The sequence below is a fragment of the Pseudomonas sp. ICMP 561 genome (assembly GCF_002699985.1).
Classification (GTDB): Bacteria; Pseudomonadota; Gammaproteobacteria; order Pseudomonadales; family Pseudomonadaceae; genus Aquipseudomonas; species Aquipseudomonas quasicaspiana.
In genome coordinates this window covers 18752-38324 of record NZ_LKBT01000067.1, presented here as the reverse complement: position 1 = coordinate 38324, position 19573 = coordinate 18752, and the positions used below count along the sequence as shown (strand labels likewise).

Below are 19573 nucleotides of genomic sequence, written 5' to 3'. Positions count from 1 at the left end.
CTTCGAACATTTGGGATCAATATGAGTATTTCCAGGCTCGACAATTGGGCAGGTTGGGCCGGGTCTGCGCTACAGCTCCGTTCGATCGCTGGGTAACCATTGCAGGTAATTGATGACGGCATGGCATCTGAAGTCGATTGTTCAGACTGCGCATTAAGAAATGATCTGGCGCAGGCATATCATCAGTGTTAGCCGGCATTTCGAATACTTGATACCTAGCTATTCAGACGCACTCACAGTTTTTTAAGCGTGAATTGACATCTGTTGAGCTTGAGGCCTTTTGGAACTGCGATTTGAGGGCGATAAAACGAATTAATCACCTCATTCACATTTCCCAAAGGGCGATCACCCGCAGTCCATTCAACAACTACATCCTGTGTGGACTCAGGCAAACTTCCTAGGTCCACGGCGATTTTGTGTCCAAGCCCCTGAAGCATGTCTGCACCCAAAAACAGTAAGTCAGCTTCTTTGTCTTCCCTTAATCCGACCCTGTGCTTGAAGCTCGAGAAATCTATCGAGTCGCCCTTTGAGGTGCTGAACCAGTGGAGAGATCTTGATCGCGCCTCGCTGAGCTCACGGGTGTTATGCCTGAGCAAATCAGTGACTTCGATATGCGAATAAGGTCTTTGGGTACCCAGAGCCGACAGAGTCGAGTGGTACCGATAATCTCCAAACCTTGATTTACTCTTTACCGGCTCGCTCCCTCCAGTCTCCAGAGCAAAAAAAGCGAAATCATGATTGCCATAGTTCGGGATATTTCCACCCTCCGAATTTCCTTCATACCCTGCGTCACCTCTCTCTTCTTGTAGCATCACAAGTGATTTGAAATGCACGCCTTCTTCATTGGAAAAATCCTGCTTGCCGAAATGCGTAATCCAGTAGTCTTCCGGTGAAATGCCTGCTATGCGGTCAGCAACTTTTCTCTGTTTTTCGCTGTCCAGTTCGCTTTCTAGTTGGTATAGGTTGGCTCTGGACAATCGCTCCATTGTTTCAAACCCATTTTCAGAACCTCGCATGAGTCCCTGCCATACCAGTCCTTGTTTGAACATCCGGTCATAAGCACTGACAGCATCCGAAAAATGAGAAGGTGATGCGCCTATTCCGTCTTTGAGTACTGTGGGCTGGTTATGCACGAACCGGTACAGGTTCAACCCATCCACATCCTCCGCAGGGTCCGGATTAATCCACCGCTGCAACCAAGGCGCGTAATACCGGAGCCCATAGTAATAAAGCCCGCTGGCATCACGTTCTTTGCCTGAATAGCGCACGGTTTTGTATTTGGCTTCTACGGCATTGCGCGCCGCCCACCAGGAAGTGCCGCCAAATGGGTAGTAACTTTCCTGGCTGATTAGTCCGCCCTGATTATCCAGTTCCAGAGTGCTGGAACCGAGGTGATCGCTGATGCCGTAGCGCAGCTGATCATTGGCGATTTCGACGGGCTTGCCCGTTTGCCAATGCAGCATCCGCACGTTGTCCATGCTAATCACGTTAAGGATTTCACCATCGGCATTGCTGCGGATTTCCAACCCGGGTAAATATCGCACTTCGTTGATCAAGGTCCTGCCGCTGGCCTGAGCACTGCTGATTTTCCGACAGCGTTGGCCTTGCCCGTCATAGATATAGATCTCGTGATCACTCGGCGCATCATCGCGTTGCACGGTGGTGATTTGCCGGAGCTGGTTGCGTGCGTCCCAACTCAAATCCTGGCCACGCACCAGTTGCAGAAGATTGCCGTTGGCGTCGAAGCCGTCTTCAAAAGCTACGTCCACTTCGTCGGCGGGCAGGCTGCGATTGCTGTCCGGTGCCACGCGCATCAAGCGGGTGAAGGGCTGGTCACCGACGTGATGCATTTTCAGCAGGTTGCCGCCCGTGTCGTATTCATAGCTTTGCATGTAATTGGCGATCTGGTTGGGATCAGGCGGCAGGATATGCAAGTCGGGCAGGGCGGGACCATGGCTTGCGCCGGTTTTAACCTCTCGACCGGTGGCTTCGATCAGTTGGTATAGCGTGTCGTATCGGTAGCGGCTGACTGGGTCGATACGTTGGTTGGCGAAGAAACGCACGGGCTGAACGGTGTCTTCGATCTGTTCGATATTGCCCACTGGGTCATAGCTGTACTTCGAATGCTGAACCGGCGGTGCATCGGGCAGCGCTGCGCTGAGTTCGCTTAGCCGCCCGGTTTGTGGGTCATAGAGAGAGCGGCTGATCACGCCATTACCGGCTGTTTGCTGCTCGACCTGTTCGAACGCGTTGTAGTTAATATCGCTGAGCAACACCTGCCCGCCAAGGCTAACCGACTTCAGCTGGCCCGCTACTGTGTGTTTGAAGTGCCTGGTATTACCCATGGCGTCGGTTTGTTCGATCATCTCGCCCAGTGCGTTGAAGACCCATTTCGATTCCAGTCCTGCGGACTCCACCAAGGCATCTCGTTCGGCTATCGGCAGCGGCCAATCGGGCAGATCCAGTTCTCGTAAAAAGTGTCGAACATCGCTCAGCGGCGAACCGAGCACACTGTAATCCGGGTGATGGACAGTGCCCGCCGTATCGTCATGGCGAACTAACTGGTTGCATTGGTTGTGCTCGGCTGATTCAGGGCCGCCGTAGGTAGAGCGCTCGACAGCCGGACCCTGTTGGAGCGACCGGGGTGGTGCTCCACCTTGCCCGCGAAAAGGAGCATCAGGCTGTGACTGAACTGTTGCGGTGACAGGTTCGCGGGCAAGCCTCGCTCCAACAGGATTTGCCGGGGCCTCGCTGATTAGGATCGGCCTGAGCATGTCGTCATATTCGATCTGCCGCTGAGTACCGCGCCCGTCCCATCCCTCAATCGCTTGCCCGGCTTCACCTCGCATGGTCACTCGCCAACCGGCATCGACGCTGTCGGTCAATAGCATCTGGCCGCTGAGGCTGAAGACGCTGCGCTGGTTGGGTGCTGGCAGGCGTGGATCCTGGCTGGCGATGAGGCGTCCGGTCGTGTTGTACTCTTGGCGTGTCACGCGCAGGTCGGGCGCGTCGGCAGTGTTGAGGCGATGACACGCGATCAGGCGCACCGGCAGGCCGCGGCTGTCCACGACGTTGAGCATCGGTGTCTGAGCATGCAGCGCATGGCTCATCGCAAGGCTTCCACTTCTTCGGCGGTGTCGTTTTCATCCTCGCTGATGGTGTACCAGGTCCTGTAGGTCAGGCGGCGCATCCAGCCTTTGGCGGTGATGGTGATGGTGGGGCGGCCCAAGGGGTCATAGAACTGTTTGTCGTGGTAGCCGTAATCACGCATTTGTCCGTCGTTGACATAGACGTGATTGCTGGCGAAGTAAGGGCGATAGACCCTGACGACGAGGCCCTTGTTGTTGTATTCCACGCGCTCGCTGACCCGCCAGCGCTTTTCAGCATGGACGGTGACGGGGTGGCCGCCCACCACATCCAGATTGCCGAAGTCATCGACGCTATAAGCGTCACCGGCTTCTACTAGCTGACGTGTTTGCAGCGTGCGACCAAAGCCGTCCACAGAGGTCAGGATGATTCTGATTTGCTTATTCGGATCGTCGGGGTAGCGGTCCGCTTGGAGGGCCGCGGTGCCGAAGGGGATACGGCCGGTATCGTGGGTCATATTGGCGTCGTAGTAATAGACGCTGGCCTGCCTTGCAAGCACCAGTTCTGGATCCTCGACAGCCTGCCGGGTTCCGCCCCATATGTGCACGCCCGTGCTCAGAGGGTCGAAACCCACAGCCTCGCCTGATTCAGTCCCATAAAAACTGGTCGCCCATATCCGGCCAAATGCATCGTAGTCTGCTTCCTGGGTGTTCTGGTTGGGATCGATGATTTGTCGTGGCTGCAAGGTGCGGTAGTCATAAGTTGCCTGGGTTGTGCACCCCACAGGGTCGGTCACTCGAACTACTAGCATGTGATAGTCGTCGTACTCGACTTCGGTCCAGCCATGGCTGCGGGTAGGCCTGAAAGTCTCGGGCAGGTAAAAACCCTCCAGCCCGGCATAACGGGCGAAGCCGCGTTTGACCGACCAGAGATTCAAGCCATCATCGGGCAAGAAGCTGGGCATTTGCTGGTAGCCGATTTCTTCAAGCCGCGCTGCCAGTTGTTCTGCGTCCATCACTCGCTCGTAAGCGCTTAGAGCATGGTCATCGAGTTCGGCGCTTTCCGTTGCATCGGCTAACGCTTCGAAGGTGGCTTCGCCGTCGCCGCAGCCGATGTAACGCTGTACAGATAAAGCCGTCAGGGTTCTGGGCAGATTCGCCAAGGGGCCCTGAGGGCTAATGAAGCTTTCGTAGCTAATGGCATCGGTTGACAACTCGTTGGTCGGGACGACCATGGCATTGGCTCGCACGCGATAGGGCAGCCCCAGGCGCCAGCTTTGTGGGCTGTCCAGATGAATGGCCTGGGCGCGGGTTTCGTTCAGGTAGAAATGCTGTTGCGCTTCGTCATGGGACGCCTGCCACCAAGTGTTTTGGTGCTCATCGTCGAAGGGAGGTGTATCGCCCGGTTTTTTGCGCCGTGCATAGTTCACGGTTACGCCATGGGTCAGCACGCCATAGCGATCCCAGGCCAGGTTAAGGCTGTGCTCGCACTGAGGGTCTTCCAGCTCACCTTCTTCGTAGCGATAGCTGATTGATTCAAGTACCTGCGGCAGCATCAAAGCATAGGGCTGATGCTCCGACAGCCCGAGCAATTGACGCACCAGATAGCGAGACGCTTGCACGGCATACAGCACGTTTGGCTGCATTTGGTTATCAAGGCCGAACACTTCGTTGCGCAATACCGAGCCGCTGAGTGCACGGCTCATTTCACGTTGTGTGGCAGGATCGGCTTCTTCGATCAGGTGGTCGGTTTCCCCAGAGAGTTCGGACAACAGGTGCTCACCCAATACCTGAGCGTGCGGGTCGCTGCTGTCGTAGTCATCGTGGTCAGTTTCGGGAAAGCGCCCGGTGTGATACCAGATCTTCCTCAAAACAGGAGCCGTGAAGTTACTCTGCGGGTTTACCGGTTTTTCGCTGTCGGTTTGCAGGACCAGGCCAAAGCCCCGGAAGTCCCGGTCATGAGGATCGTAATAGCCTTGCCGATACTGGAATAACTGCGTGAGTGTGTCTCTGGTGATCCCGTCTTCCTGGGTTTGCTTGACTACAACGTGCACCGCAAATGGCAAGTACGAAATTGCTGGCTTATCGGCGGCGCGCAAAGCCTGTTTCTCGTCCAGCCATTCCTGTGCCGAGCTGCGATAAGTGACCTTGCCCAAACCACCGAAGTGGTTGTCGGTCTGGTTGAGTAAATACGGTTTTTCAGGGTAGGACAGGTGCCAGTGTCGAGGTGTCATATGTGGCACGGTGAGCACTACGCTTGCGCAACCCAGACCTTGCAGATCGACCAGGCTGACCTGGCAGAAACGGTCATAGCGCACACCGCTGGGCCATTGTTGGCTAAAAGGCGAAGCGAGGCCGTTGCCACCCTTGTTCATGAACACCTGAATATCGTCCGTTTGCAGGTAGAGCACGTCGCTGGCGCCAGAGCCATCCAGGTCGGCCAGCCTGATCCGCCCGGCATCGAACGTTTCATAATCGAAAGTCAGTTCGGCAAACAGCTGGCCTTTACCGAAATGGCCACGCCCCAGATTCGGCCAGAAGCGGATCTCGTCATGGCGAACGCGGATCAGGTGTTGTTGGCCGGTGCCCAGCAGGTCGCTGAAGGCCACCAGCTCGTTGGGGCTGCCGCTTATCAGCGGTAAACGGTCCTCGTCATGGGGGACGTCGACTGGCGGAGCAAAACCTTCGGCTCTGCGGCTGGCATACAGCCGCACGCTACGGGGGCCGATCATGGCCAGATCCGACAAGCCACTGCCCACCAGATCGGCCAGTTGCCCTTGGGGGTTGAAGAACTCCGTCGGGAAGGCGGCAAAGCTGACAAACCGGGACCAACTGCGATCAGGGTTTAGGGTAAAAAAGCCAGCCATGCCCGGCTGCGCGACGATCCAGTCCAGGCGGCCATCACCAGTCTGGTCGGTGAGCGATTGCAGTACCGTCGTCCTGGAGTCCGCAAGGGGGATTTGCGGCAGTGTCTGCCAAACGTTGTAGGCGATGTCATTACCTCCCGACGCGGCACGTATGGGCTCGCGATAAAGCCAACCCTTATCACTGCGAAAAAGCACGCCCGGCAAGCCTTCGCCATATAAATCGACCAGTTGCCAGGGCTGGCCATCGTTGAGCCCGGGCATCGAATCGAAAGGCTTGAACTCACCCTTCGTCTTGTTGAATTCGCTGTACTTGAATTCCATTGGCGGGCGCTGATTCAGCTTGTTTGAACTCGTCCCGTCCCAGGCCTGGCTATGGGCCCTGACCAGTTTGTTGTAATCCAGAGGGTCCTTGGCGTATTCCAGCAGCAGGCCCTGAACCAGCAGCGGAGACTCTGCCAGTTCATCAGGAAAGTGATGAAACATCAGGATTTGTTGGCACAGCCTCAAATTACCCAGTTCAAAGCCATAAGCAAAACTGGAGTGAGGGTCGCTGCGGACAGGCCAACTGGATTCAGCAGGTTCCTCATAGGTCGGTTTCAGGTGAGCGGTGGCTTCGTTGCGCTCGCCGTAGTCGAAGAGCAAATCGAAATGCCAGTTCAGTTCTTCAAGTGAGGTTTCATCCCACAAATACAGTTCGGCGTGGGCCAGAAAGTTGCCCCAACGTACCCGCCACAGATAGCACTGGGCAATGAAGTCTCGCGGGTGATCGGGCTCCAGGCCCACTTCATCCTCGGCTTTGTATTCATACAGAATATGTTCGCCGTGGGCGTTCATGCTTTCTTCCAGCAACCATTCGGCCACCCGGTTGGAGTCGGCCGGGTCGGTGCTGCGCGAGGAGGCTTTCTTGCCGTAGAAATGCAGGCTGCCATCCGCGCCGTGGATCAGCCAGAAGCCAGGGTCGACTGTGTTGACACGCCAATGTTCGATTCGCTCGAACGCGCCTTCGACCCGAGCGAAATACCGGATTACCTGATACGCGATGCCTCCATCATGGGGGGCTGTTGCCGGAGTGCAGACAACGGCGCCGCTGTTGTCACGCTCAGGCAGCCAGATGTCACCACTGGGGCCGAGCATCACATCATCATCGGTGTAGGTCGGTACGCCTTTGCTGGAGCGCCGGGCCACGCACCCCAGATTCAGGTTCCAGCCAAGGCCGAACAGGCCATTGCCCGCTGTGCTCTGATAATTGAGCGAAAGGTCCGGCGCATAACCCCGGCCTTGTGTAATCGGCAGGCCAATGCCCAGTGACGCCGTGCCGCTGTTGCCCACCGGTCCCCAGCCTTTGCCGATGCTTTGAATGGCACCGCCGCCTTTGGGCAGTGAAGGCGTGGAAATCATGGGTTGCGGGTCTTGTTGTGCTTGTTCTTGCGTCGCCATGGCATTGGCTCCGTGTCAGTGCAGGCCGCCGCTTTTCGCGGTGTAGCGCATGTGCACGATGATGTCGGTGATCGAATCGATCATGTCCCGCTGTGACTCGGGGTTTGAGAACGTCAGGGCCCAACGGGAAATGGCCCCGGTGCCTTCGAAGGGTAAATACCGCTCATCGTCGAAGTTGAAGGTAAACAGACCGTCGTCATCCACGCCGGTGGACACCGCGATTTGCTGGCTGGCGCGCATGTTTTCCTTGAGCGGCCCATCGGCCTGCGCGCTCATTTGTACGGCGTTATAGCTTTGCGTCAGGGTGGCGTGGATGTCCTGATAAGGCCCGACGGTCACCGGCAGCGACAGGCTGATCCGCTTGATCCGTCGCAGGTAGTGGCCGGGGTAGTCGGCGTCGAGCATGGCCTGGGTAATTTCGAGTTCGGCGATGCCTTCTTCCGCGAGACGCTCGACGACCATGTCCCAGCCGTTATTAAGGGTGTCGTTTTCGGCTGCCAGCTGTTTCAGCGATATCGTCTTGACGATTTCCAGTCGGCGTTCGTTGCGCGTCAGGTACGCGGCATCCATGCGTAGCAGGTTGAGCTTCAGTGATTCACCGGCCGCCAGGCCACGGTAAGCATCCTTCCAGGCACCCGGTTGAATGAAGTGAGTGGTGTAATCGCCAATTTCGTATTGCCAGCAAGCTTGCGTCGCCAGGCATAGCGATAAGGTCGCGTCATAGGCCTGGTAGTAGAAGGTCGAGAACTGGCCGTTGAGCCAGCTGTAGAGTTGGCTGTTGGTGAAGCGTTTGTTGAGGAAGGCATACACGTCTTGAGCCTGAGTCCTGGCTTTTTCTGCCTGGCGCAGTTGCAGCCTGGTCACCTGAGCCTGCGCGTCATGAACGGCCAGTTGAGCAGTGATGTGATCCGATTCCAGTTTGGCCTGGTCGCGGGAGTTCTCCCACTCTTGAAGGCGTCGACGGAACGTCTCTGTGCGATCCAGGGCAAAGCTCATGCTTTCGCTCGTAGTCGCGACAATTTGTGCGCCAATGGCAACCAGCTCCGGTATGCCGTCAAACCTGGAGCCGCCAATCGCTGCGCCTCCCGCAGCGCCTACCGCCATCCCGCCTGTTGCTCCGGCATGTACGCCTACGTCAGTAGGAACTGGCTTAATCGCTGCGCCCACAATGTTGGCGACTGCAGCGGTCCCTTCAGCCACACGAGCGATTAAATGATAGACGCCGGCAAGTATCTCGACCCCACTGACGTTTTCGTCCGCCAAATCGCCATAAAAGTTGGCGCGCGCATCGGCAATGGCCTTGCTGGCCAGTAATGCCTTACGGGCTTCGACTTCGACCTTTTGCGCTTCCAGTTGCAAATCAATGGCGAACTGGGCGAACTCCCAGGCTTGCACCTGTTGGAGCTCCAGAAGTTGGCTTTGCTCTTTGCGCTCGATAATCGATAGCAAGGTTGCGCCGAACTGAATAAGGGTATCGACGGCCGCGCTCGCTCGGGCATACATCACGGCGTAACGGTAATGCGGCACCTCCTGCGCGAGCAGACTGCCCGCGCCGCCGCCGGTGGCGCCATTGGCATAGGCGGCAAGCAAGGCGCGCGGATCCAGCGGCGCGGCGAACAACGGCAGGCTCAACGGCTTACCGTCCAGGGTCAAGTTGTGGCGCAGGTTGTACAGCCGTGATTCCAGCATGTCCCAATACTTCACCAACTCGGCGTTCATTGGCGTGATAAAACGGTCGTTGTCTTCTTCGGCCAAGGTCGGGTCGCTGGCAAAAGTACTCAGACGCAGAGGCGGGTCGCTGAAGCTGATCAGCGATTTGCCGTTATTCGCCCGGGCACTAGAGCGCACCTGTTCTTCCTGCTGTTCGAGGCGACTGGCGAACTCCCGAAGCGGCGTGCTGGTCGAGGTTGCCAATTCCTGTAAGGGGGCCTGCTCCCAGCGGCTGACCAGCACCGTATCCGGTCTTGGCCCCAGCAGATCGAGAATTCGCACATACCAGAGCTTGGCCTCGCCAAGGCTGTCCGGGGTCAGCTGTCGGTAAGCCATATCGCCCCGGTCGATCAGGTTCTTGATGTAGTGGAAATACACGGCCTTCTGATAACGCACCGGATCACTGGCGGCGATACCGTCCGGGTCGATTGGCGCGCGCATGAAGTAATCCGGGTCCGACACCTCGACCAGCGGCCTGACGTTCCAATAGGCCGGGGCAGAATCCCTGGCTTTGCGGCCTGGATCGAAAATAAACCCCAGCCACTGTTCAGCCTCGTTGAATTGCTGCTCCAGATTCAGGCGATGGGAGACCATGAAGGGTAAATGCAGGAACAGTTCCCAGAAATACAGACCATTGGCGCCTTTGAAGTCCATTTTGCTGGATTCGGCTTCTTCGCCAATGGGGGGTTCTTGAAGCTGTTGAGTGTTCCATGACAACAGAGCCTCCAGCGCTATATTGGCTTTGTTTATCAGCTCACGTGCGAACAGGGTGTTCATGCGGATTGGGTCGCGCTTATTTGATGCGGATCCGTCGCTGTACTGGATGCTGGAGCCCGAGAAGTCGATGTATTCGGCGATACCCAACAAGGGATCCGTGCGTTTGCTGATTTTGGGGGCAATGGGGTCGCTACCTTCTGTTTCCCAAGTCAGTTCAATTTCGGTAGAGAGTGTTGCTGTTCCAAGCCAGCTGTCTGATGATTGATCTAGGACTATCACACCATGACTAATATAGAACTTTCTTGAATCATCAATGAAAAGAGTGTTTTTCAGTCGTGGCCTCAACGTCGATTTGTCAATGGGGATGGAAATAGTGTAGGAGCTGGGGGCTAGTAGGCTATCCATTGTTTGGCTCTTGGCAAGATCTTCCTGAGTGCCCGAGGGTGCCTGCATGAGCTGGGGGTAGCTGAAGTGCTGATTGAATTTCTTGCCAGGTTCAATCTCTAGGTTTGTAAATGTGTAAACGACGGGCAAGGGATTGCTTAGAGAAAGACTGGTGGCGTAAGTGATTTCACTGGGTGGGATATCACTAATTTTTCCGGTAAGAGCATCCACTACCCCTCGACGTAATTTTCCATTTTCAAGATCGAACATTCTTATTGAGCCAATACCCTCTCCGTCTGGGATGTCATAGTTCCTGCTATAAGTGTTAAGCAAGTAGTCGAAAAGCTCTCCATTGGTTTTTTTGTCTGTTGATCGGTTAAGGCTAAAATAACATTCGTTTCCAAAAGTGGACGGTGGGGATTGAATTTTTAGGTGGGAGTCGTTTTTTAGGGTGAAATAATTTTGATCGTTGTATTTGAATTTAAGAAGGAAATCTATATTTGTATTTCTTCCACTGCTATTTGTAGTGAACCGGAGGGTGGTGTCTTCAAGCTGGAAATCGTTCCTGAGTGACGTGGTTAGCATTAGCGTCGAGCTTTCGTGATTCATGTCCGCGGTGAGTCTCTCGGTGATACGGGACTGCCATCCGCCATAATTCCAGCTTGGGTGGTTTGGCTGAGGGGCGGTGGTAATCAGCGTTTTAATGCCTATGTGAATATTCCAGGTGAACTGAAAGTTTTCCTTATTTTTTAACGCTAATGCCCAGCAGGTTTTTCTTATACGAGCTTCATCAGCAGCTGGGTCGTCAAAATCGTAGGGCTTGTCAATATAGCCTGCGCTCGGAAAAGCTTTAGTTGTATTGAAGTTTTTATCAATGAACGCTGTTGCTAGGTATGCATAAGTGGACGTTGAGCCATCGGCATCGGTACCGACAAGCGTTTCTCCAGCGTACATTGCTATAAATAATGACTCGGGCGATGCGGAGGCATCGAATACTGCAATGGTATTAAGGTCTTTTTTTAAATCGACGGTTTTGCCTGCCCGGGTGAATGTGTTAGTCGTCGTGACCTGCATGTACTCCTGTGGCGCGCTCCATGAGTCGTCGTACTTCTTGTAGGACAGATAAAAGCTTAGATAGATCTGATCCGTTGTACTGACAACGGGCGCTTCGTCCGTACCTTCGACTGAGGGCAGGGCAACAGCATCTGCAGCATCAACCCAACTGATGAACAGCCGGTTATTAAAATAAATCGGTCGTATTGTCCGTTCCAGCGTACAGGCGTTGACGCCAATATTGGCCCGCTTCCAGTCCGACCAAGCCCCGGGGGTGGGGTTGTCATGTTTGGGGCTTTCAGAGCCTGCTGTATACGCCCGCTCGTTCATGTCCACCATACGCCAGTAGTACACCTGCTCAGCGCGGGATTTACCCAGAAAGTAATACTTACCCTCGGCAAAGCGATCACTGTCGATATAACCATTGATAATCGTGAGGTTCGCCACTTCTTCAAAACTGGCCAGGTAAGATTTCACCGCTTCCTGGGTCGTATCGGAATTGATTTTATTCTGGTTAATATCGTTTTCCAGCTGGGCAAAGTAGCTGGATTTTTTTAGACGCAGCGCCGGAGATATATACACTTCTGGGTACAACGCCAGCCGCATATTGGCCGCCCAGATCGGGTATTGGCTGCTGCGGTCGCGCCACTCGACGAAGCGCGCTTCATCGGGCCTGAGCAAGTCATAGCCCGGCTCCATCCCTAGCAACGCGCCGTTGATGTATTGCTGAAGGCTGCTGATCGCCGATGCCACTGGGCTGGTCTGCACGTCGTGGCTGACCTGGTTATCGAGCAGGAAAAACTCATACAAGTCGTTGGCGGTTTTCAGCCGGGTATTCAAGCCCAGCGAAATCAACTCGGGGCTATTGGGCACCACCTCGCTGAGGTAGTACTCGACCAGTGCATCGCGATAACTTTCATTAAGTTGGCTTTCAATTGAGCGGGACATGATGTGCTCCCATTGACGTGATGAGCGCGTCGGTTAACGGTTAGCGGCCATGACAGCTTCGCCGACGGCTTGCCAATCGCCGATAGCACTGTCCGGGCTCAGGGCGGTCGCTTTCAGCAGTTGCGCATTGGCGAGGTGTTTCTGCTGGCTGGCGCTGTGCATCCGCCGTAGCCAATCGACCTGACTCATGGATTGGGCAAATTTATGGGTCGTGAAAATTTTTGTCGCCGCCTCGACTTCGGTCGCGGAGTCGTCGAGCAAGGCCGCCAATAAAGCCGCGCATTCCTTGGCGGTGGGTGTCGATGTCCGATTGGCGTGACTCAAATAGTCCAGCAGGCGCTCTTCGGCTTTTTCTGCGTTGTTGCGCCAGTCGCAATAGCGGTCTAGCAGGTAGAAGCTGGGCAATGAAAGGCGCAAAGGGCCGCTGAAGGTTGGATGCAGCCAATGCGGATTGACCAGGAAAGTGCGCAAGGCCTGGGCGCTCAAGCCCAGTTGTTGATTGACTTCGGCGTGGCGCAACAGCGTGTTCAGGGCTTCGGCCAAAGCCTCGGTCTGGCCGGGTTCGGCGCTGGCCGTCGCTTGCAGCAGCACACTCAGGAACTGGTCCGCGCTGCTGCCCTCCCAGCGCAACACACCTTCGCTGCGATCCAGTGGCAGGTCGGCCGTGCTTTGCAGCAATCCTTCCACAAGCCGGTGCTGAGCGAGATAGCCACCGAGAACATACTCCATTAGCCGGTTAATAGCGGCGGCTTTGATGGCTTCATCGGCGAATGTGATGTCCGCGAGCTGCTCATTGATGACTTGGGTCAGATCGGCTCCCAGGTCCTCGATCAGCGTCAGAGGGCGGGCGAGCACCAGGCCCTGTTCATTGATCAGCGGCGCGAGCAACGGCCACCAGTCAATCGCCTGGCCCTCGCTGTCGCTCGGCAGATCCAGCGTCAGCAATTGTTCTGCGCTGAGAACAGCGGTACATGCTTGCCCAGCCAACTGATTGAGTTGGTCCAGCACCGTTTGCGCAATGGTTGCCTCGCTGGCGTCCACGCCCAGTTGGCGGCGCAGGGTCGAGATATCCCGGCCGGTGTTCTTGAGCCAGGCAACGGCCCAATCCAGCTGCATCAGGATATCGAGGATGTCGGGCTCGGCAGCACTGTCGGCGTGGGGTGTCAATTGACCGGTCACGACCTGTTTACGCCACGCTTCACCGCCAAGCAGATCAATCAGTGCCCAACTGTCCTTGGCGGCAAGGCCGAACATCGCGGCGATACGGGTCTGGCGATACAACGAGGAGATTGTGCTCAGATTGCGTTTAAGCGATTGGGGCGCGTCGCCAATCAACTCACGGGTGTCTATGGCCAGCAGCCATAGGCTGTCCTGAGTGGCTGGCAGTTGCAGTCCGGCGCAGAGTTGGGCGAGGGTTTTGATCGTTTTGCTGTCAGTGGAGGTGAGCGAAAAATCCGAGCCGTCGAGCGTCAGCGGCGTATCAAATAGCACAGGGCTATTGAACACCTGGTCGAACATCGGCAAGCGGGCATCGCTGGCATAGGGGCTGAGGTGATGCAGGAATGCCGCGAACTCTTCGGGTAGCAGCTTGTACTGCCGATGCAGATAGCGATAGCAACCCAGGGCCCGTAAGGTATTGCTCGTCAGCACCGCGCCGGGGTTTGCGGCGCCCTCTGCGCTAATGGCAGCCATGACCAGGGTGTCCAGTTCGGCAAACGGAATGTTCAGCCAGCGTTGCAGGCGAATCATCCGTTGCAGGCGGTCAAAACGTTCCACGCTGGTGTTGATGAGGCGCGGTGGGGCGTCGTCAGGGAACTCGATGTCCATGGCTGCGGCAGTAGATGGGCCATTAACGTAACTTGCACCGTAAGTGCGCGCATCGCTATGCAATGCAGGTAACACATTGTGCGACGGATAAGGCGTGTTGTTACGTACAGCCAGCAAGGATTCAACTTCACTGGCACTCAGTCCGGTTTTCTCGGTGAATACCTTGAGCGCGTTCAATGGATTGGAGGCGTCATCCAGATAATCGACGTTGTATTTTCTTTTGAAGAAGCTGGCGATGTTCTCGACGGCCGGCCTGGGCTCCAGCAGAATCAATTGCTGCTCTGGGCTCAAGCCACTCATCATTGCCTGCGCTACAGCACTGGGTTGCTGAACGGCGCCATAGGCGTTGGCGCCTGGCGCGGTGGCGGGCACTTGGAGGCTGACTCGATAACTCAACTCACCCAGGCTCGGCTGCTTGCCGCTGAGCCCCAGCATCACTTGTTGGTGATGGAAGTTGTACGGGAACAGAAACGGGTGCTGTTTTTCAGCGATGAGTTGATAGAGGGTTTTGTCTTTATCAGCCTGGACCGTGTCTACGTAAGTGCGGATCGCTTTGCCGAGCACTTCATGAACAATGTTCAGTACCGGAACCGGCGTAAACGTACTTTGCTGATCGATCATGAGATCTTTCAAATCCGGCCGACGTAGATCGAGGTTGATACGTTTGGCCTCGGCGGTACTGCCCTCCAGTTCATTGAGCGCGAATCGGTAAAGTGAAGTCAGGTAAGCCACTGGTGAGTCTTTGGCTTCAATGGCGTCCACTTTGCAAAACAGGTCCCAGTTTTCCTTGAACAGATTAGGGAAACTGGGGCCGATCTCTACCAGTGAGCGCACGCCGGTTCGACGGGTCAAGGTTTGTGCGCGCCCTGACGACACTAACTGGTTGCGATACAGGCGCACGATCTGCGTGGCATAACAGCGTGCATTTTCATAGGCGAGTTCGCCGTTGGCATCACTGAACTTCATCAGCTCCCGGACAAACGCGGGTTTAGGCCTGCGAAGAATATCGAATACTGAACCTATCGCCATTTGTTGCATGGCATCGACAAAACTCAGGCGGCCCTCATTGTTTGTGGCGGAAGAGGTCTCAGCTTTGCTGATAGTGGCCAATAGAGAAAAGGCTTGGTCGGGCATGATAATGGTGCTCTCGACTTGGGTTCACTTGAGTCTTCGAGCATTCTCACTGCGCGTCTACCTGTCATAAGTGACAGTAAAGCCCGGTATCTATAAGAGTTGTTCAATTAAAACAGAGGGTTGAAGAGGGTTTCGGAGGCCATGGAATATTTGGCTATAACTGTTATGCCATCGGTTTGGTCCAGACCCGGAGCGTTGTTGCCAGCGTCAAAACAGGCCTGTCGGTTGGCTAGAAAATCACACCAGGGGTCCCACGACATCGCCACGCGATGTCGTGGGAGCGGTTTCACCCGGGAAGGCGGTATTCCTGATAATACAAATGTATGGGCTGTACTGGCTCATTCCCGGCTAAAGTCGGTCCCACGTCGCACGGTGTGTTATCAGTAAAATCATTTCCAATAAAAAACCCGCATCTCTGCGGGTTTTTTATTAAGGCCGACGTGCTTACTGAACTTCCACCGCCAAACTATCGCTGATCTTTTTCTGCCAGATCTGCGGGCCGGTGACGTGGACGGATTCGCCCTTGCTGTCAACTGCAACGGTAACCGGCATGTCTTTGACTTCGAACTCGTAGATCGCTTCCATGCCCAGTTCAGCAAAGGCCACGACTTTCGACTTCTTGATCGCCTGCGCCACCAGATAAGCAGCACCGCCGACCGCCATCAGGTACACAGCCTTGTAGTCCTTGATCGCTTCGATAGCGGTAGGGCCGCGTTCTGATTTGCCGATCATGCCCAACAAGCCGGTCTGATCGAGGATCTGCCGGGTGAATTTGTCCATCCGCGTGGCTGTAGTCGGGCCAGCCGGGCCAACCACTTCTTCGCGCACCGGATCAACCGGGCCGACGTAGTAGATGAAGCGACCTTTCAGATCCACCGGCAGGGTTTCGCCCTTGTTGAGCATTTCTACCATGCGCTTATGGGCAGCATCGCGACCGGTGAGCATCTTGCCGTTTAGCAGGACGGTTTCGCCCGGCTTCCAGCTTTGCACGTCTTCCGGGGTCAGGGTGTCGAGGTTGACGCGACGGGCTGACGGACCTGCTTCCCAGACGATTTCCGGGTAGGCGTCCAGCGATGGCGCTTCCAGCGAGGCCGGGCCGGAACCGTCGAGCACGAAATGCGCGTGACGGGTGGCGGCGCAGTTAGGGATCATGCACACCGGCAGCGACGCAGCGTGAGTCGGGTAATCCATGATTTTCACGTCGAGCACGGTGGTCAGACCGCCCAGGCCCTGAGCACCGATACCCAGTTGGTTGACCTTCTCGAACAGCTCCAGACGCATCTCTTCGATACGGTTGGACGGGCCGCGCTTTTTCAGCTCGTGGATGTCGATGGATTCCATCAACACTTCCTTGGCCATGACCGCGGCTTTCTCGGCAGTACCGCCGATACCAATGCCGAGCATGCCTGGCGGACACCAGCCAGCACCCATGGTTGGCACGGTTTTCAGGACCCAGTCGACGATCGAGTCTGACGGGTTGAGCATCGCCATCTTCGATTTGTTTTCTGAACCACCGCCTTTGGCAGCCACGTCCACTTCCACGGTGTTACCCGGAACGATGGAGTAGTGGATGACGGCCGGGGTGTTGTCCTTGGTGTTTTTGCGAGCACCAGCCGGATCGGCGAGGATCGAAGCGCGCAGAACGTTTTCCGGCAGGTTGTACGCGCGGCGCACACCTTCGTTGATCATGTCGTCCAGGCCCATGGTGGCCCCATCCCAACGCACGTCCATACCGACGCGCACAAACACGGTCACAATTCCGGTGTCCTGGCAGATCGGGCGATGGCCGGTGGCACACATGCGCGAGTTGATCAGGATCTGCGCCATGGAGTCACGGGCAGCAGGCGACTCTTCGCGCAGATACGCTTCGTGCATCGCCTGAATGAAATCCACCGGATGGTAGTAGGAAATGAATTGCAGGGCGTCGGCGACGCTCTGAATCAGGTCGTCTTGCTTGATCACGGTCATGTGGGCGCGCTCCTCTGTTTAGGACGGGAACATTCAAAAATATTGTCTGAGTCATCTGCCATGTTGCGATGTCTCATTGCTACGGCAGCATCGCTGGCTGCGACAAAAAGGCGCGGCAGTATAACCCGCAACCTCGTTGGTCCATCCATCGGTTTTGCGCCTTGCCAGGATTGGACCGCTGACTGGTTTATCCCTACTACTGCGGGATTTTTCATGCGTAAAGGCTGCAAGCCGTGTAATCCGTGTACTTGAGCTACCCCGCGTAAGTTGCAATTGAACCTATTTGAACGTATTTATCCCCCGTCGCTGGAAACTTTTTGACGCGAGTCTAAAGTTCTGGGCTTGGTGCCACTACGGGAAGGAATCCTTTTGAGCACGATGAGCAAACGGGAAATATCTCCGACCACGCAGTCCATTTTCCTGAAGCGATTTGGTTTGGCGGTGGCGACCTACGTATTGGTTTTGTTACTGAGCGGGCTGGCCATTTACGCTGGAGAGCTGCATCAGCCATTACATGTGGCGGTGATCACTTGTGCGTCGGTGCTGCTCAGCCAACTGGTTTTGCTGATCGTTTTCCTCACCCGATTCAATCAGCGCTTCACTGATGCAAGCCTGACTGAATTCCAGGTAGTGCTGGCCTTGTGTTGGCTGACCTGGCTGTTGTCATGCCTGGGCGAAGCGCGCGGTGTGTTCCTGGTTATCTATGCGCCGATCCTTCTGTTCGGTCTGTTTCAGCTCACGCCCATGGTCTTCGCCCGCTGTGCCTTGCTCGTGCTGCTGAGTTTCACCGGCATCAACGCGTGGGAGTTTTTCGACGGGACCCTGCAAAAACCGGGCACTGTACTTCTGCAGATCAGCGCTCTGTTCGTCATGTTGCTCTGGCTTAGCCTGTTTGCCGGTTACGTGCATGCCCAGCGCCAGCGAATGCGTCAGCGTCGCTACGCCTTGCAGGCCCACCAGGACACCTTGCGCGGCATGATGGCTCAGCTTGAGGAACTGGCTGCAACCGATGAACTCACCGGCCTGTATAATCGCCGCTACTTTTTGCGCATGGCTGCCCGGGAATTGAATCAACTCAACGATGACACTTCTCACGGGCTGGCCTTGATCGACCTTGATCACTTCAAGCGTATCAACGATAACCATGGCCATTCGGCTGGCGACCAGGTGTTGCAGGCTTTTGCGGCCCGCGCTCAGGACTGTCTGCGCGAGAGCGATGTGTTGGCGCGCTACGGTGGAGAGGAATTTGTGTTGTTGATACCGCTCTGTGACGAAAAACAACTGGTGGATTGTTGTGAGCGTGTGCGGGAGTCATTCAGCCGTGTTGAACTGGCGGCGTTACCCGGCTCGAATCTCAGCCTTTCAGTGGGCATGACCTTGCTGCAACGGGGTGACAATCTGGATGAAGCTCTGCACCGCGCAGATCAGGCGCTTTATCGAGCCAAACGTGGTGGGCGTAACCGATGTGTGGCGGGTTGGGAAAACGTTGATGCCTGAGTTGCATGTAGGCGAGCGTCACTGGACGGTCGAGGCAGGAAGCAATTTACTCGACAGCCTCAACCAGGCTGGCGTCAGCGTCCCCTATAGCTGCCGGGCGGGAAGTTGCCATGCCTGTCTGGTGCGCTGCATTGATGGAGAACCGGCGGATGCGTTGCCTGAGGCGCTGGATGCGGGCAAGCGTCAGCAAGGCTGGCGTCTGGCATGCCAGTGTCGGGTGATGCAGGACTTGACCGTCCAGGTATTTGATCCGTTATGCGATGGGCTGCCAGCTCGGGTCGCAGAATGTGACTGGCTCAGCCAAACGGTACTGCGTTTGCGTCTGGAGCCAGAACGGCCGCTGCGTTATCGGGCAGGTCAGCATCTGGTGCTGTGGACGGATAGTGGCGTCGCGCGGCCTTATTCGTTGGCGAGCATACCCGGCGAAGATCGTTTTCTGGAGTTTCACATCGACTGTCGCCAGGCGGGCGCCTTTGCTGACGTAGCTCGCCATTTGCGTGTGGGCGAGCGCATCGGGCTAGGCGAGTTGCGGGGCGGTGCTTTGCAATACGATCCGGACTGGCAGGACCGGCCTTTGTTACTTTTGGCCGCCGGAACAGGTCTCGGACCTTTGTGGGGCGTGCTCCGAGAAGCGCTTCGTCAGGAGCATCAGGGACCTGTCAGGCTTATTCATCTGGCGCGCGATGGCAGTGAACATTACCTGCGTACCGAACTGACTGAGTTGGCAAGTGCTCATGGCAGCGTTCAGGTACAGCAGGTAACGGCTGATGAACTGGAAGCGACGCTTGCAGACTTGCGCCTGTTGTCGCGCAAAACCATGGCGCTGGTCTGCGGCAGCCCGCAAAGTGTAGAGACTTTCGCCAAGCGACTTTATCTGGCGGGTATTCCGCGTAATCAGGTGTTGGCGGATGTGTTTGTGGGGCGTGAATGAGCGTTACGTCCGAA

At 56.0% G+C, this 19573-nt stretch carries 7 protein-coding genes; 2 read left to right on the top strand and 5 right to left on the bottom strand.

Annotation, left to right across the window (positions count from 1 at the left end):
* Window positions 1–233: 233 nt before the first annotated feature.
* The 5 genes from AO242_RS25590 to AO242_RS25570 form a co-directional block, all read right to left on the bottom strand.
* Window positions 234–3110, bottom strand: coding sequence for an RHS repeat domain-containing protein (locus AO242_RS25590; protein ID WP_257153508.1), 2877 nt, complete (start codon window positions 3108–3110; stop codon window positions 234–236).
* On the bottom strand, window positions 3107–7390 hold the full coding sequence (locus AO242_RS25585; protein ID WP_099270886.1) for a SpvB/TcaC N-terminal domain-containing protein: 4284 nt from the start codon (window positions 7388–7390) through the stop codon (window positions 3107–3109). The genes AO242_RS25590 and AO242_RS25585 overlap by 4 nt, the downstream gene beginning before the upstream one ends.
* A gap of 15 nt (window positions 7391–7405) precedes the next feature.
* A complete protein-coding gene (locus AO242_RS25580; protein WP_099270885.1) occupies window positions 7406–12202 on the bottom strand; it encodes a neuraminidase-like domain-containing protein in 4797 nt (1598 codons plus the stop codon).
* Window positions 12203–12235: 33 nt separating this feature from the next.
* Window positions 12236–15163, bottom strand: a complete 2928-nt coding sequence (locus AO242_RS25575; RefSeq protein WP_099270884.1) for a Tc toxin subunit A — start codon at window positions 15161–15163, stop codon at window positions 12236–12238.
* A gap of 444 nt (window positions 15164–15607) precedes the next feature.
* On the bottom strand, window positions 15608–17131 hold the full coding sequence (locus AO242_RS25570; protein WP_099270883.1) for a fumarate hydratase: 1524 nt from the start codon (window positions 17129–17131) through the stop codon (window positions 15608–15610).
* Window positions 17132–17509: 378 nt separating this feature from the next.
* Here AO242_RS25570 and AO242_RS25565 point away from each other — a divergent pair, with 378 nt between their 5' ends.
* Both AO242_RS25565 and AO242_RS25560 read left to right on the top strand, forming a co-directional pair.
* Window positions 17510–18628, top strand: a complete 1119-nt coding sequence (locus AO242_RS25565) for a GGDEF domain-containing protein (RefSeq protein WP_099270882.1) — start codon at window positions 17510–17512, stop codon at window positions 18626–18628.
* A complete protein-coding gene (locus AO242_RS25560; protein WP_099270881.1) occupies window positions 18621–19559 on the top strand; it encodes an iron-sulfur-binding ferredoxin reductase in 939 nt (312 codons plus the stop codon). The genes AO242_RS25565 and AO242_RS25560 overlap by 8 nt, the downstream gene beginning before the upstream one ends.
* The last annotated feature ends 14 nt before the right edge of the window (window positions 19560–19573 follow it).